General features: G+C 68.0%; 14 protein-coding genes. 11 read left to right on the forward strand and 3 right to left on the reverse strand.

The genetic code is table 11. The features are described from left to right. Positions 1 to 140 precede the first annotated feature (140 nt). Positions 141 to 1226, forward strand: coding sequence for an alpha/beta fold hydrolase (locus NR112_RS15815; protein ID WP_256795259.1), 1086 nt, complete (start codon positions 141 to 143; stop codon positions 1224 to 1226). Positions 1227 to 1345: 119 nt separating this feature from the next. Here the strand turns inward: NR112_RS15815 and NR112_RS15820 are convergent, their stop codons facing one another. Then, the gene (locus NR112_RS15820) at positions 1346 to 1594 is read right to left on the reverse strand and encodes a hypothetical protein (protein WP_256795260.1); all 249 of its coding nucleotides are present in this window, start codon (positions 1592 to 1594) and stop codon (positions 1346 to 1348) included. A 110-nt stretch (positions 1595 to 1704) separates the two neighbouring features. Here NR112_RS15820 and NR112_RS15825 point away from each other — a divergent pair, with 110 nt between their 5' ends. Together NR112_RS15825 and NR112_RS15830 are read left to right on the forward strand one after the other, a co-directional pair. Next, positions 1705 to 1869 (forward strand): hypothetical protein, encoded by a 165-nt coding sequence (locus NR112_RS15825; protein WP_256795261.1) that lies wholly within the window; start codon positions 1705 to 1707, stop codon positions 1867 to 1869. Further along, positions 1866 to 2792 carry a serine/threonine-protein kinase gene (locus tag NR112_RS15830; protein ID WP_256795262.1) on the forward strand — a complete coding sequence of 309 codons (927 nt, stop codon included), beginning with the start codon at positions 1866 to 1868 and terminating at the stop codon, positions 2790 to 2792. The genes NR112_RS15825 and NR112_RS15830 overlap by 4 nt, the downstream gene beginning before the upstream one ends. 648 nt (positions 2793 to 3440) lie before the next feature. On the opposite strand, the gene pyrE is transcribed toward NR112_RS15830, so the two are convergent. Further along, positions 3441 to 3974: an orotate phosphoribosyltransferase gene (gene pyrE, locus NR112_RS15835; RefSeq protein WP_256795263.1), complete on the reverse strand. Its 534-nt coding sequence runs from the start codon at positions 3972 to 3974 to the stop codon at positions 3441 to 3443. A gap of 199 nt (positions 3975 to 4173) precedes the next feature. Between pyrE and NR112_RS15840 the strand changes: the two genes are divergently transcribed. After that, on the forward strand, positions 4174 to 4506 hold the full coding sequence (locus tag NR112_RS15840; RefSeq protein WP_256795264.1) for a tautomerase family protein: 333 nt from the start codon (positions 4174 to 4176) through the stop codon (positions 4504 to 4506). Between the two features lie 703 nt (positions 4507 to 5209). Here the strand turns inward: NR112_RS15840 and NR112_RS15845 are convergent. Beyond that, complete coding sequence (locus NR112_RS15845) at positions 5210 to 5665, reverse strand: DUF6325 family protein (RefSeq protein ID WP_256795265.1); 456 nt, start codon at positions 5663 to 5665, stop codon at positions 5210 to 5212. A gap of 547 nt (positions 5666 to 6212) precedes the next feature. On the opposite strand from NR112_RS15845, the gene NR112_RS15850 reads away from it, so the two are divergent. From NR112_RS15850 to pepN, 7 genes are all read left to right on the forward strand, one after another. Beyond that, the gene (locus tag NR112_RS15850; RefSeq protein ID WP_256795266.1) at positions 6213 to 8579 is read left to right on the forward strand and encodes an arylsulfatase; all 2367 of its coding nucleotides are present in this window, start codon (positions 6213 to 6215) and stop codon (positions 8577 to 8579) included. A 46-nt stretch (positions 8580 to 8625) separates the two neighbouring features. Next, on the forward strand, positions 8626 to 9543 hold the full coding sequence (locus NR112_RS15855) for a formylglycine-generating enzyme family protein (RefSeq protein WP_256795267.1): 918 nt from the start codon (positions 8626 to 8628) through the stop codon (positions 9541 to 9543). Between the two features lie 42 nt (positions 9544 to 9585). After that, positions 9586 to 9849, forward strand: coding sequence for a hypothetical protein (locus NR112_RS15860; protein WP_256795268.1), 264 nt, complete (start codon positions 9586 to 9588; stop codon positions 9847 to 9849). Between the two features lie 647 nt (positions 9850 to 10496). After that, positions 10497 to 10853, forward strand: a complete 357-nt coding sequence (locus NR112_RS15865; protein WP_256795269.1) for a YciI family protein — start codon at positions 10497 to 10499, stop codon at positions 10851 to 10853. Positions 10854 to 11182: 329 nt separating this feature from the next. Continuing rightward, positions 11183 to 11860: an alpha/beta hydrolase-fold protein gene (locus NR112_RS15870; protein ID WP_256795270.1), complete on the forward strand. Its 678-nt coding sequence runs from the start codon at positions 11183 to 11185 to the stop codon at positions 11858 to 11860. Between the two features lie 165 nt (positions 11861 to 12025). Beyond that, on the forward strand, positions 12026 to 13000 hold the full coding sequence (locus tag NR112_RS15875; RefSeq protein ID WP_256795271.1) for an aldo/keto reductase: 975 nt from the start codon (positions 12026 to 12028) through the stop codon (positions 12998 to 13000). A 489-nt stretch (positions 13001 to 13489) separates the two neighbouring features. Then, entirely contained in the window at positions 13490 to 15961 is a 2472-nt protein-coding gene (gene pepN, locus NR112_RS15880; RefSeq protein WP_256795272.1) for an aminopeptidase N, read from the forward strand. The last annotated feature ends 48 nt before the right edge of the window (positions 15962 to 16009 follow it).

Genomic DNA, 16009 nt, shown 5'->3' on the forward strand with positions numbered 1-16009 from the left:
CTGTTCGGGGCCCGTCTGCCGTCGGTGTTCGCCGCAGCGCATCCGGAGAGGGAGTGTCGTCGCGCGCACAGACACCGGGCCGTGTCACGGCCATCGTTGAGGGAACAGCCGACGCCGCAGAGACATTGAAGGAGGCCACCATGAACACCTCCACCGACTACACCGGTCGCAGGGCCCGCGCGAAGCAGGTTCGGTCCGGGCGAGACGTCGCGTCCGGCGTCTGCCCCGAGGTGAGCGGTTCAGCGCTGCCCGGCGCGTTTGCCAGGCGAGCCGGTGGTGTTCCGGCAGGCATGGAACGGACGCTGCTCGAAAGAGGAAGAGCCATCCGCGCGATGCGGTGGTCCCGTCCTCGAGCCGTCGCGGCGGCGGCGCTGAGCATGCTGGTCGTGTTGCTCGGGTGCACGACAACGGACCCGGCGTCCTCGCCCGGGGCACCGGCCACGCCGGCACTCCACTCGAGCCCGGCGACGCTGGAGGCCGAGCAGGACCTCGTCGTCGACGGTCGCCACTTCAAGGCGCAATGCACCGGGCGAGGACGATCAGTGCTGCTCGTCAACGGTTACGACGCCACAATGGACGAGTGGGCGGACGTGCCCACCCGTCTCGGCGCCACCGCCCGCACCTGCATGTACGACCGCCTCGGGACCGGGCGCAGCGACGCACCGCCTCCGAGCCAGACGTTCGAAGACCTCGCGGACGATCTCGACGGGGTCATCTCGGCCCTTCGGCTACCCCGTCCGGTCGTGGTCGTCGCGTCGGACCTCGGCGGCCCGATCGCTGTCACCTGGGCCGCGCACCACCAGCGCGACGCGCGGGCCCTGGTGATGCTCGACACCATCCCGCCCGGCTGGCAGGCGGTCCTGCCCTCCCTGTTGCCGCCGCCGGACCCGGGGGACCCCGAGCTGACCGGGCTCCTCCGGGCTGTGCGCCGCTTCGACGTCCCCCTGACCAACCGCGAGAGCCTCGACCCGACATCGTGGGCCGCCTACGACCGCATCAGCAGCCTCGACGCGCCGCTCTGGGTTCTCGTCGCCGACGTGCCCCCACGGCTGCCCTGGGCCGTTGACGCCGTCAAGTTCACCGCGGCGTGGCAGGCTGGGCAGAGCCGGCTGGCCGGTCTGTCCTTCGACCGCCACCTCGTCACCGCGGCCGGCGCCGACACCATCATCTGGTTGGGACGCCTCGACCTGGTGCTGTCAACGGTGGCCGCCGCGCTGAACACCTGAAGGGGCCAGCCGACCGGACGTGCCGTGCTCAGCGCGGCATGAGCGAGCGATACCCCACCCCGGCTGGCTCCCTCACTCTGCTCGAGTCGAACGGCATCGTCACGGCCCACAAAAGGCGGCTAGTCGTCGGCTTCGCCCTGCTGGGTGGCCTTTCTCCGCTCGAACAGCCAGTGGACCTCGTGGGTGTCCGGGTGCCTCCACTCGCGGAGCCGGTACTCGAACCCCGGCAGCAGCACGAGCGGGATCGGATCCGGCGACGCCGGTGCGACCGCCCCGACGACGATCTTCGAATCAGCAGGGATGAACGGGGACTGCGCAGGGATGGGTGCAGTCACGATCTCTACCGGGTCTCCATACGGGCGCGCCATCCAACGGACGCTAGCACAAGCGCCAGAGCGAATCCCCAAAGCAGGCAGTTAGAGGACACATACAACCCTGATAGGATTCCGCCAGCACCAACGGTGAAAGGCCATCGTTCGTGGCCACCACCGACAGGACCAACCAGATGAACCGCAGCACGCCGGCCGCCCCCCATGTCCCGCCGACCGCCCGGTTCACCGTGGTGAGCGAACGCCGAGGCTCCAAAGAAGCGTCGACCGCGCCGCACCTGGCAGGTGCGACAGGGGCGGTGGACACGCCATGAACCGGCTCCACGCGGGCTTTGTCCTGGGCGGCAGGTACGCCCTCACCGGTCACCTGGCCTCCGGGGGGATGGCGGATGTCTGGGCTGGACACGACCAGGTGCTCCATCGTGACGTCGCGGTCAAGGTGATGCGCCCCGACAGCGACCACGAGAAACAGTTCGCCCTGCGGTTCCAGGACGAAGCCGTGCACTCCGCCCGGCTGATGCACACCAACATCGCGGCCCTCTTCGACTACGGCGAGGACGACGGACTGGCCTACCTGGTGATGGAGCTGGTCGACGGGCAGCCACTGTCCGCGATCCTGCGCGAACGAGGCCAATTGCCCCATGAAGAAGTCCGCTCCATCATGGGTCAGGCAGCCCTCGCGCTGGCTGTCGCCCACCAGGCCCGCGTGGTCCACCGCGACGTCAAGCCCGCCAACATCATGGTGCGCGAGGACGGCCTCGTGAAGCTGACCGACTTCGGCATCGCACGGGCCCTCGACGCGTCGGGCCACACACGGCACGGCGAGCTGCTCGGCACGCCCAACTACATGAGCCCCGAGCAAGCACTCGGACACGCCGCGACAGGAGTCAGTGACCTCTACGCCCTCGGCGTCGTCGCCCACGAGATGCTCTCGGGCAAACGCCCCTTCGACCGGGGCACGCCCATCGCCACCGCGCTCAGCCACGTCCAGGAGCCCCCGCCGCCACTGCCCGCGGACGTGCCTGAGGACCTCGCCCACGTGATCGAAGACTGCCTCATCAAGGACCCACTACACCGGCCGCCCCATGCCACCGCGGTCGCCCTGCGGCTCGGACTCGGCGACAACGAGAGCCTGGGCCTCGGCTTGGGACTTGACTGGTCCCAAGACAACACAGCCGCCCAGAGAGCCGACGCGGAAGGCCCCACGCCGGACACGCTCGCGACCGAACGGACCTGAATGGCCGCTCGAGAGGCTCACCCGGCACGGGTGATCTCGACAGCGGCTCGGACCGAACGTCCGACGCACACGCACCTGCACGCTCTGCGGCGAGACCGACATCATCGAACGCGACATGCCCGGCCCTCCGCCGGGAACGACGCCGGGGCGGCTGGGGCATACGACTGGACCCGTGCGGGGGTTCGTCGGGAGGACTCGGAGCCGGGCATCGCACCCTCATGCCGGCTAGCGCACGGGCAGCTCCCCGGTAGCGACGACGTCGCAGGCGACCGCATGTAGTTTGCGGTTCTGGTGAGAACTGACGAGGCGGAGCATCTCGAACGCGGTCTCGCGCGTCACTTTGTCATGGCCATGACAATCCCGATGGCGACCCCGATGTCGCGACAGGTTTCCAGCGCACGAGCGAGGGTCGTGGCTTCCATGCCGACCCGTGCCAGCTCGTCCTCCAGCCGCCATGCGGCACCTTCCGCGGAGCCCCGAGGACCGGACTGGTCACCGCGAGGCGCCACCTCGCGTTCTTCGCCGGATTCGAGACCGCGGCGCTGCGGAGGAGTCTGACCTCGGGCTCGTGCAGTCGCCGCTGTGTCCCTCGTCGTCTGCCCAAGGGCGCTGCCGATGCTGGGGGTGGCGTTCATCCGGCTGTGCTGCTCAGCGCTGGACTTCGTCCAGATCCGCCTTGGTCATGACCGACACGGTTCCCAGGCCCAGCTCGTGCAACGTGTTGGCGCCCGGCTCGGACCGGTCGATGGCGCACACCACGCTATGCACGGTCGCGCCCAGCTCGCGGAGCGCTACCGCTGCGTTCCGCGCGGCACCGCCCGTGGTGATGATGTCCTCAACGAGCGTGACCGTACGGTCGGCGAAATCGCCGCCCTCGGCCAGTCGGCAGGTGCCGTACGTCTTGGCCTCCTTACGCACGAAGATGGCGGGCAGCCCAGTTAGGGCGCTGACCATTGTTGCGATCGGGACACCTCCGAGCTCGAGCCCTCCTAACACCTGCGTATCCGACGGCAACAGGGGCACCATGTGCTCGGCCACCCGCCGCAGCAGGCGAGGGTCTCCCTCGAAACGGTACTTGTCGAAATACTCGTTCGTGATGCGTCCACTGCGAAGCGTGAACTCCCCTCGGATACGACACGTCGAGTCGATGAGGACAGTGAGTTCACGAATGTCGGTGGGCACGAGCCACATCGTGCCACTGGACCAGAAGAAGCAACGCCTTCAACGAACGCACACGGAGCGGCACTTGCGGACGTTGGAGTCCATTGTGAAATCAGGCAGGGAGGGCTGTCGACGTCATGGCCACAACGAGTGCTCACAAGCCGACGGTCGCGCCGAAGAGAACCACCGCGGCTGTGAGCCTGACGAACAGGTCGACTTGATGAACGCCGTCCACGGCGCCCTCGTCGCGGCGTTCAAGATCCCCGAGGAGGACCGCTTCATCCGGCTGACCGAGTTCGAGCCGCATGCCATGGTCAATGGGCTCCACGACGGCGTAGCCAACACGTACGTGCGCGTCACGGTCGATTGCTTCTCCGGCCGTTCGATCTCGGCCAAGCGCGAGCTCTACCGACAAATCGTGGACCGACTCGCCGAGCACGACATCCCTCGAGAACACGTGTCGATCCTCCTGCGTGAGAGCGCGCCCGAGAACTGGGGGTCGGGCGGCATCGCGGCGAGTGACCACGACCTCGGCTTCAAGATCAACGTCTGATGCGCAGGGCGCGGCGTGCCCCGACGAAGGTCCGACGAGCGGCAGATCCGGACGTCTCGGGAGGCTGCGCCCGACCGGGGTCTTGGCTAGGTTTCGTCCGGGAGACCTACGAGGCCGGGGATGGCACGTTGACGCGCCGAGGCGTGGCCGAGTTCGCTCCTCTGTACACGTCGTCGACGAATCGCCTCGCGGCAGTTGCGGCCGTTTCTCGCCGGGCGATCTGCGGGCCGCGAGATTAGGGGTGGGGGGTCACATGAAGTGGGACCGTCGCGGCGCGATCGGGCCAAGGACGGCAGCGAATCGTGCAGGCCGGCCACCTGTTGGCCCACCAAGGCGTCGTCGCCGCCAGCACGAAGTCAGTTCGTTTCCGAGGTTAGCTCTTGGCAACGAAGCGACAGGCCGGTCGGAGCTTTCAGGCATTTGACCACTTCCGTCGCGCGAGGCTCCAGGGCTTCGTAGCTTGCGCCCGTCGGGCGTGCGGCGCGGAGTCGTCCTCCGCGCGTTCGTCACCGTGCTCCGCGAACTGAGAGACACGCCCTAGATGCGTCGCCGGCGTCGGCCAGGGGTGACGGCAGCCGCGACCACTGCGGTCTTGGCTACCGGCGACGGGCCTGGTGAGACTGCCTTGGCGACGACAGCGGTCTTGGCCACGGGGTGGCCGATGACGCCGGCCCGTCCTATCCGAGCTGCTCGTAGGGGCATGTCACTCTCCTTCGCTCGCGTTGTCGTCGGCCTCGATCGAGGCGATGATGGCCTGGATGGGGATTCGACCGTCTGCGATGAGCTGTCCGCCCGACCGCCGTGCGGCGGATGCGAACGGCGCGGCCCACAAGTTCTCCCAGATCAGGACGCCGGCCGTGCTTCCCGGGTCCATGGCGGCCGCGAGATTCTCCACGTCGTCGGCCGCCAGGAGCTCTGCCAGCTCTGTCTCGAGCTTCTGGAGCTCCCCGAGGTCCCCGACGTCGGCGAGCTCGTTGGCCTCGACGGATCCATCCGCATCCTTGGTCAGGATCAGGATGTCGATCACCCGGATCGTCCCGGCATCGACCAGAGCGATCAGCTCTTTGGCCATCTCGCCGGTGAAGTTGCTTGCTCCTGCTGGGAACTCGACGACCACATAGTCGACGGGGCCTAGCTCGTCCAGCGATGTCACAGTCATCGCAGTTCCTTCTGGTTGGCGGGCCGAACCGCGCCCGATGGTCAGGGGCGCTGTCGCGACCCGTCGCTCCTGCAGGTGGGTGCCGCTGTCATCGGCCGGCCGTGGTCGGCCGGTGTGGCAGCGCCGGAATGGCGGGTCACCGGGATGACCTGGTCTGTCGCCTGGGCCTTGGACCCGTGGGTGGGTCGGCGACTACCGCGGGGCCCGGACGAGAGCCTGCTCTGCTCGTGAGCAGCATGCGTGACCATCTCGCCTCCCGCGTCTTCAGGCAGACACCACAACGGTGATGAACCGGAGAGAAAAGGTCGGTCGTGCAGGTGCGTTGGCCTGATCCGCCCGATGGAACCGGGGACGACACCCCGCCCACCCATGGTCCGTCACACTACCGCCGTCCGGAACGGGCGGGCAATGGTTCCCCATCGACCTGCGGAGTCGGTCGGCCTCGGATCATTCCGTGAGGTTGATGCCGGTCGACGTCGTTCCGGCCTAGCGTCGTCGCGTCTCGTGGTGCTCTTCCGGCCGACGAGCTCGCACTGGGAGGGTTCCGATGAGCAATGACCGTCACGCGCGAACGATGTTGCCGATACCCGATCGGGCGGCGCCCGGTCTGACCACCTACGACGCCAAGGACCCGGACACCGTCTTCCCGCCGATAGAGCCGCTGCTTCCTCCGGAAGGGGCCCCCAACGTCCTGGTGATCCTGCTCGACGACGTGGGCTTCGGGGCCTCGAGCGCTTTCGGCGGTCCCTGCAGCACCCCCGTCGCGGAACGGCTGGTTGCCGGCGGCCTGCGCTACAACCGGTTCCACACGACGGCCCTCTGTGCCCCTTCACGGGCCGCGTTGCTGACCGGGCGTAACCACCACTCGGTCGGGATGGGGAGCATCACCGAGACGGCCACGTCGGCGCCCGGCAACAGCTCGGTCCGGCCCAACACCAAGGCCCCGTTGGCGATGACCCTGAAGCTCAACGGGTACTCCACTGCACAGTTCGGCAAGTGCCACGAAGTCCCTGTCTGGCAGTCCTCCCCGATGGGTCCGTTTGACGCGTGGCCCTCGGGGGGCGGGGGATTCGAGACGTTCTACGGGTTCATCGGTGGAGAGAACAACCAGTGGGACCCGGCCCTCTACGACGGCACGACCCCCGTCGAGCCGCCGGCCACTGCCGAGGAGGGCTACCACCTCACCGAGGACCTCGCGGACCGGGCGTGCAGCTGGGTGCGACAGCAGCAGGCCCTGATGCCCGACCGTCCCTTCTTCATCTACTTCGCGCCGGGCGCGACGCACGCACCGCACCACGTACCGACGGAATGGGCGGAGCGGTATGCCGGTCGGTTCGACGACGGCTGGGATACCTTGCGCGAGAACACCTTCGCCCGGCAGAAGGAGCTCGGCGTGATCCCCGCCGATGCCGATCTCACCCCCAGGCACGACGAGATCACCGCCTGGGACGACATGCCCGAGCAGCTCAAGCCGGTGCTCGCTCGCCAGATGGAAGTCTATGCCGGCTTCCTCGAGCACACCGACCACCACGTGGGCCGGCTGATCGACGCGATCGACGACCTGGGTTTGCTCGACGACACGCTCATCTACTACATCATCGGTGACAACGGCGCGTCGGCCGAGGGCACCATGAACGGCGCCTTCAACGAGATGGCCAACTTCAACGGCATGGCCGCCCTGGAGACTCCCGAGTTCATGGTGAGCAAGATGGACGAGCTCGGTACTCCCACCTCGTACAACCACTACTCGGTCGGCTGGGCCTGGGCGATGAACACCCCCTTGCAGTGGACCAAGCAGGTCGCTTCCCACTGGGGCGGCACCCGCAACGGCACGATCGTCCACTGGCCCAAGGGGATCGAGCAGCGCGGCGGACTGCGCTCGCAGTTCACCCACCTGATCGACCTGGCGCCGACGATCCTCGAGGCTGCCGGCCTGCCCGAACCGACCATGGTCAACGGCGTGCAACAGTCGCCCATCGAGGGCACCAGCATGCTCTACACCTTCAATGATGCCGAGGCTCCGGAGCGCCACGACCTCCAGTACTTCGAGATGTTCGCCAACCGGGGCATCTACCACCGCGGGTGGAGCGCGGTCACCAAACACCGCACCCCCTGGGTGATGGTGGGCGGGGACCTGCCCGCCTTCGACGACGATGTCTGGGAGCTCTACGACGGCGGGACCGACTTCAGCCAGGCGCGCAACCTGGCCGCCGAGCACCCCGAGATGCTCGCCAAGCTGCAACGGCTGTGGCTGATCGAAGCCGCCAAGTACAACGTGCTGCCGATGGATGACCGCACCTCGGAGCGACTCGACCCGGGCATGGCCGGCCGCCCCACCTTGATCCGCGGCACGTCCCAGCTGTTCTACCCCGGGATGGGCCGGCTCTCGGAAAACAGTGTGGTGAGCATCAAGAACAAGTCCTTCACCGTCACCGCCGAGGTAGACGTCTCCGACGGCGGCGCCAATGGCGTGATCATCGCGCAGGGCGGCCGATTCGGCGGTTGGGCCGTCTACGTCAAGGACGCCAAGGCGAAGTTCGTCTACAACCTCCTCGGCATCCAGGAGTTCGCGGTCGAGGCCGAGACGCCGATCCCCGCGGGGACGCACCAGGTGCGAATGGAGTTCGCCTACGACGGAGGTGGACTGGCCAGGGGTGGGGCGGTGACCCTGTACTACGACGGGTCCGCGGTGGGCCGCGGCCGGGTCGGAGCCACACAGGCGATGATCTTCTCCGCCGACGAGACCACCGACATCGGCCATGAGACCGGAACCACGGTCACCCCCGACTACACGCCAGCGACGAGCCGCTTCACCGGGAAGATCCACTGGGTGCAGATCGACCTCGGGGACGACGACCACGACCATATGATCGACCCGGAGGAACGCCTCCGTATCGCCATGGCCAGGCAGTAGTAGCGGCCTCAGCAACGTGTCGCCGACCGCCGTCACCCGCGCCGGGATGGCTTACGTACCCGGAGGCACCTTCGCCATGGGCAGCGAGCGGTTCTACCCGGAGGAAGGGCCCGTCACCCGCGTCACCGTCGGCGACCTGTGGGTGGACGAGCACCCCGTGACGAACGACCAGTTCGCGCGGTTCGTGGCCGAGACGGGACACGTGACCGTGCCCGAGCGTGCGCCCACGCCGGACGACTTCCCCGGGGCCGACCCCGAGCTCCTCGTGCCGGGCTCGCAGGTGTTCACCCCGACGCGTGGGCCGGTGCCGCTCGACGACTGGACCCGTTGGTGGCGCTGGCAGCCCGACGCGGACTGGCGTCACCCGACAGGTCCGGGCAGCGGCATCGACGATAGGCCGGACCACCCTGTCGTCCACGTCGGCTGGGAGGACGCGACAGCGTACGCCAACTGGGCCGGCAAGCTGCTGCCGACGGAAGCCGAGTGGGAACATGCCGCCCGGGGCGGCATCGACGGCGCGACCTATCCGTGGGGTGAGGAGTTCTGTCCCGACGGGCTGTTCATGGCGAACACCTGGGTGGGACGGTTCCCGTTCGAGAACCTGCACCCGCACGGGTTCCTCGGCACGTCGCCCGTCCGGAGCTTCCCGCCCAACGGGTTCGGCCTCTACGACGTCGCCGGCAACGTCTGGGAGTGGACGAATAGCCCGTGGACCGACCGGCCGGGGACACCGAGCGATCCCTCGTCCGCCGCCAACATGGAGACGCCGGAGCACGAGCACCACTCGTGCTGTGCCCCTGAGACCCCGGTGAGGCTCTCCGAGGCAGACCGACGCGTCACGAAGGGCGGATCCCACCTCTGCGCGCCGTCCTACTGCCACCGCTATCGCCCTGCGGCCCGCCAGGGCCACGGGGTGCGCAGCACCACCGGTCACGTCGGGTTCAGGTGCGTCGCTCGTCCGTAGGCACCCTGCATGTCGTTGATCGAGGAGCACCAGAAAGGCCACATGACCGGAGCCTTGAGCGTCTTCGCCCTGCTGGTCGTCGTGCTCGTCAGCCAGTCGGTGCGATTCAGCAAGACCTTCGTGACCGCACCCATCATCTTCCTCGCCGGCGGCGGTGTCGTCGGGCGAACCCTTGTCGACGTGAGGGTCGAGGGTGCCGCCAGACTTGGTCGTGCTCAGGGTGCCGCCTCGGCCGTCGGCCGGCTTCGCTCCAGCCCGCACTCGTTGTACATCGATGTATCTCCGGTCTCGATCGTGGCGACGTAGACGTACCAAGCCCCGTCATGCTGCGCCAAGAGTCGACAGGCCGCCGGCCACCCTGTCATCTCGAATACTGGTGACTGGGCTGGAATGTACCCGGCCGAGTGCTCGGTCGCGTCCGGCAACTTTGACTGAGTCATCTCGTTGAGCTTGGAGAACGTGCACGAGACCCGAAAGAGCTCTGGACCGAGCTGCTTCGGTGTCGAGGTCTGGGGCCGCTCGGGCCGGGAGCTGTACGTGACCCCGTCGTGCACCACAAAGTCAGTGAAGTCGATCAGCGCGCTCTGCGCCGGCTTGATGACCACCGGCGGGCAGCCAGGCACCGCTACGGTCGTCAACACTGCTGCCGTGGGTGCGATCCGGACCGGCTGCACGCACCCGCAGAGCGCCGCCGCGACGAGGACGACGGCTGCGCTCCTGACATGCTGAGCTGACGGGGTCATGGCTTGAACGTAAGAGTCAGCGTGGCGACAGATCGGGCGTCCCGAGCCTCGTCACCACATTGTGACGACGTCCGCTGTTCGGCACGACCGATCGGCGGCATCGTCGGACGTCAGGTGGAAGCCAGAAGGCAAGCGCCTCCCAAGTCCCCATTGGTTCATGACGTGCGCGATTGTTGACGGCATCAACATCGGCCGAACAGAAGGATAGCCATGTCGCAGTACGCCGTCATGTTCCCCGCCGACGACGAGCTCGAGTGGGGGGCTGCCACTGACGCAGAGCGCCAAGTCACGTTCGACACCGACTACGAGTTCGGGCAGTTGCTCGCAGCTCATGGCGGCGCCGTCACCGGAGGAGCTGGGCTGCAGGACAGCAGGTATGCACGCACCCTCAGTCGCGGCTCGGACTCTCGAACGGTCGTCTCGGCCGGCCCGTGGCGGCCTGGATCCGAGCAGCTCACCGGCTTCTTCCTCGTCACGTGCGACGACTACGACGCCCTCGTCGAGGCGGCAGCGGTGCTCGTCAAAGTCCACCCCGTCGTCGAGATCCGTCCGGTCACCGAGTTCTGATGTCGCTCCGAACAGTTGCCCCGTTGCCGAACAGGGAGCTAGATGCATTGACTCTGCCTACGCCGCCGCATCATCCTGCGGAACTCGCTGCCTCCGGCTGGTTGGGTCGGGCTCACCGCGTTGGGACTGTCCTATGGATGCTCAGGCCCGGCAATCTGGCGAAGCTGCAGCAGTAGTCCGCCAGCCCGCCATCAGCGGGAGCGGACGTGCAGCGCGGCAATCCTCGGCGTTCGACCCAGCGCGGCATATCTCTTCCTCGGCGGGCAGTGGGTACACCCCTCGACGAGTTCGGTGCCGCGGTGGATCATGACCGTTGACGGGAGGCGGTGGTGACGTTGCCATCCACTGTTGGCGAGTTCGTCAGCGAGGGGTTCGACTATGACTGCGGTCGCCAGGTCACCGCGTACGTCCCGCCGCATCCCATCGAGGCGGTGGTGTTCGCCGGCGACGGTCAGCTTCTCGCACGGTGGGGGACAGACCTCGAGGCGGCCGATGTACCTCCCACGTTGATCGTCGGAGTTCACCGCTCGGCTGATGAGGCGCTGCGCCTGCACGAGTACTCACCCGGTTTCGACCCGGAGCGGTTCGCTGCGCATGAGGCGTTCTTCGTCAAGGACGTCCGCGCATGGGTCCAGTCGCGCTTCGGGCTGGCGATGCCCGCTGCGCGCACCGCGGTGTATGGGGTCTCCGCGAGTGGCGAGCTGGCGCTCGCCCTGGGACTTCGGCATCCAGACATCTACGGTGCGGTCTTCTGTACCTCTCCGGGAGCGGGCTTCCAACCACCGGCGACGATGCCGAGCTCGCTGCCGAGGGCGTACTTCGTTGCCGGAACCCTGGAGCCGTTCTTCCACGAGAATGCCTCCCGCTGGGCAACAGCGTTCCGCGAAGCAGGCGCGGACGTCCTCATGACCGAGCGCGTCGGATCGCATGGCGACGCCTTCTGGCGCCGTGAGCTGCCACTCATGGTGGCATGGGCGTTCGGACGGTGGGGCGGTGCCCGCGCATAAGTACGACTGCGCTGATCGCGGCAGGAGAGGACGCCCGGCTCAGGTCATGGTTCTTGCGCAGCTCACAGCCCGGTGGCGCCGGGCTGCGTGAGTAGGTTTGTCAGCGCCTAGGCCGCGGAGGTGCCCGTGCGCGCCGCGGGCTCGACAGCTGAGATCAGGTGGCTGATGGAGTACACGTCGCTGGGGCCTACAGGCGTCAACGTCTCCAGGATCTGCTTAGGGACCGCGACCTTCGGGGTGGCGCCGAATGAGCGCGATGCCGAGCGGGTGGTCCATGCCGCGCTGGACCTGGGCATCAACTTCTTCGACACCGCGAACGTCTACGGGCACATGCCCACCTTCGACCGGGCGGGCGCGCCGCCCGCGTCCGAACGGCAACCGGCCGAGGTCATCCTCGGGCGAGCACTCGCCGGTCGGCGTGACGAGGTGGTGGTGGCGACGAAGTCGCGCGAAGTGGTGGGGCCGGGCGTGAACGACCGTGGGCTGTCACGCCGGCACATCATCCAGCAGGTCGAGGACAGCCTGGCCAGGCTGGGAACGGACTACATCGACCTGTACTACGCGCATGCCCCGGATGCCGACACGGCTCTGGAGCAGACCCTGTCGACGTATGACGACCTGGTACGGCAGGGCAAACTGCGGTACGTGGCGCTGTCCAACTATCCGGCGTGGCAGGTCACTCAAGCGTTGTGGATCGCCGATGACCGCCGCTTGCACGCTCCCGTTTGTGTCCAGGTGAAGTACAACCTCATCGACCGCGCTGCCGAGCGTGAGTTGGCTCCGGCGTGTGTCGAGTTCGGTCTTTCCCTGGTCCCGTACGCTCCCCTGCACGGTGGCCTGCTCGCAGGGATGGGCGTTCTGGAGCGCGAGGTCCAAGGGGACATGCGGTTCTCGGGTCCGGGGTTCAGCGATGCAGAGCTGGACGTGGGACGGGCCATCGAGAGGTGCAGCGAGGAGTGGGGTCTGCGGCCCCACCAGATTTCCCTCGCGTGGCTTCTGTCCCGCCAGGCGGTCGCCTCCGCCATCGTCGGTGCCGAGACAGTCGATGAGATCACGGCCAATGCCTCGGCCGCGGACGTTGTCCTCGAGGATGCCCAGCTCGACGCCCTGACCGCTCTGAGCATCGACACCACCAGCTGAAGTGACCGCCGGAACGGACCTGCTGACCAGCAGGTCTCCTGAGCCCGCCCATCGGCATGTGGGCGAGACGCATGCGCCCGGCAGGTGCCGGATAGACGCACTTCCAGGACCGCTTGGATAGTGTCCGGCGAGGGTCGCGAGGGCCGCCTCGCCAGTCGCATCACTCACGGGCCAGCTTTGGCCATCGGGACCGGTCCGGTTGTGGCTGATCGTGAGTTGGCCCCGCGACTTGGTCAGACCGGGCGAACGTCAGTCGTGCCAGGCGCGCTGGCCCAGCCCGTCGATGCCCGCCCGAACGTCGTCATCACCGCCTGCCAGCGAGCGGATTCATCGAGGCCGCAACCGATTTGAGTGGCAGGCAGACCCCTTCGGGCGACCTCCACCCCCACACTCATCGGCGAGGACCCGCAGACTCTGAAGGGGCGTCCGGCGGGTGGCTCGTGCACCATGAGGGGAGGGGCTCCTGAAGACAATGTTGGGGAGGGCGACATGACGCAGGACGAGGCGGCGGACGGCACTGTGGACGTCCGGAGCCTTACCCAGGTCGAGGGGCACGAGCGAGCGGGTCTGGTCATGGTCGGCCGGTATGACATGACGGTCGACCTAACGGGATTGCTGGCGGGGGCCGAGGTGGCGTGCGTCTCGCAGGTCACCTTCGGGTGCCGGGAGCCGGGGGCGGAGACGTTCGTCGACTGTGCCGCGACCGTCCTGGAGGCGAGCCTGAATGGCGTTGCCCTGGCACCGCCGGTGAGGGGTCGGATCGTTCTGCCTGACCTGGCCGAGCACAACACGCTGCGGGTGTCGTCGGTCCAGGCGAATACGACCGAGGGTCGTGGGGTGCATCGGGCGGTCGACCCAACCGACGGGGAGGTGTACGTGTGGCTGTCCTTCGAGCCCGACGAGGCCCACCATGTGTTCGCGTGCTTTGACCAACCGGACCTGAAGGCCCCGCACGGCTTCACCGTCACCGCCCCCCGCAGCTGGATGGTGCTGAGCAACAGTGGCGACCCGGCTGTCGAGGACGTTGCAGACGCGCGTCGCTGGACGTTCCCGGATACCCCGCCGTTGTCGACGTTCAACACGGTGGTCAACGCGGGACCCTTCCACCAGGTCCGCCGCGACGCGGACGGTCATGACCTGGGCATTCTGGCCCGCCGCTCGCTCGCCGACGTCCTCGAGCGGGACGCCGAGGAGATCTTCACCCTCACCAGGCAGGGACTCGGCTTCTTCGCCTCGGCCTTCGGTATGGAGTTCCCGCAGCGCAAGCTCGACCAGGCCTTCATGCCGGAGTTCGGGGGAGCCATGGAGAACTACGGATGCATCACCTGGTCGGACAGTTTTCTGCGGCGGACGCCGCCGACCCGGGCCGAGTCGGATCTTCTGTCGAGGTACCTGCTCCACGAGATCGCCCACCTGTGGTTCGGCAACATCGTCACGATGCGGTGGTGGGACGACCTGTGGCTCAGCGAAGCCTTCGCCGAGTTCGCCAGCAACTGGGCCGCGGTGGAGGCGACGAGGCACACCGACGCCAGAGCGGTGCACCTGGTCGTGGAGAAGGTCAAGGCGTACCTGGCGGACCAAGGACCGTCATCCCACCCGATTCGTCAACCGGCCCCGGACGTGGCGGCCGCCGCGTCCGGGTTCGACGCCATCACCTACGCCAAGGGTGCCTCGGCCCTGCACCAGCTAATGACCTACGTGGGTGAGCCGGCCTTTCGCGCGGGCTTGGCGGCCTACCTCGCCAAGCATGCCTGGGGCAACAGCACGCTCGAAGACCTCATGGACGCGATGGCGACCAGTAGCGGACGCGACCTTCGAGGGTGGCAGAGGGAGTGGCTCGACGCGGCGGGCACCGATGATCTCTTTGTTGAGCGGCACGGCGACCTGACCGAGCTCCGCGCGTCGGGACCCGGCCGTCCACCCCGGCGGCACGTCCTCGCGGTCGGCGCCTACCGTCGACACGACGAAGCGCTGGAGCGCACGGCCCTGGTCCGGGTCGAGGTCCGCGGTGGTCGCACCCCTGTGGACCTGCCGACCGATGCCGACCTGTGTCTCGTCAACGACGAAGACCTCACCTTCGCCACCGTACGTCTGGACCCTGCCGCGCAAGAGGCGCTCGTCGGGCTCGCTGCCGACCTGCCCGACCCGATGTCACGCGCCGTCGCGGTGACCACCCTGTGGAACCAGCTCGTCGCCGGCGATGCATCGGCGGCCGAGGTCGTGCACGCCGTGACAGCGGTCCTCGCCGTCGAGACCTCGCACTCGCTCATCGAGCCGTACCTCACCCTGGCAGCGGATATGGCTGAGCTGTGGTGCCCGGACTCCGCGCGGGCGACTCTCACCGACCTGGTGGCCGCAACCTGCCGCCGGCTGGCCGGGGACCCGGACCGTCGCCGGGTCGCGCTGCGTGCGCACGCGCGCACCGCAGCCGACCTCGACCAGCTGGCGTGGCTGCTCGAGCAGGCGCCCGACGACGTGGCCCTCCGGTGGCGCGTGCTGGCCCGCACGGCGGAGCTGGGAGGCGCGACGGACGCCGAGGTCCAAGCGCTGCGAGACCGCGACCCCGACCCCGACGCCTGGGTGAGCGCGCTCGCCGTTACGGCCGTGACGCCACACCCCGCCGCAAAGGAGGCGGTGTGGCAGGCGCTGGCGGTCAGCCGCACCGTGCCCATCGGGTCGTTTGTCCAGGTCGCGAACTCCTTCTGGAGGCCGGGACAGGACCACCTCCTCCAGCCGTACACACAGCGCTACCTGGATCTCCTTCCCGAGCTGCACCTCACGAGCCTGGACATCCCCACCATCACCAGCCGACTGTTCCCCACCTTCGCCATCGAGCCGGACGACATCCGGCGCATCGAGACGGCCGCCGAGACCGCCGCACCCGTGGTCCGCAGAACCGTCAAAGCCCGGGCAGACGTGGTGAGGCGAATGCTCCGAGCCCGCCACCTCCGGCCCTCGTGACCACGACCCTGCAGCCGCCTCGCCTCGGCTCGCGAGGGCGCACGACCG

It is taken from the genome of Terrabacter sp. Ter38, assembly GCF_024519435.1.
Taxonomy (GTDB): domain Bacteria; phylum Actinomycetota; class Actinomycetes; order Actinomycetales; family Dermatophilaceae; genus Terrabacter.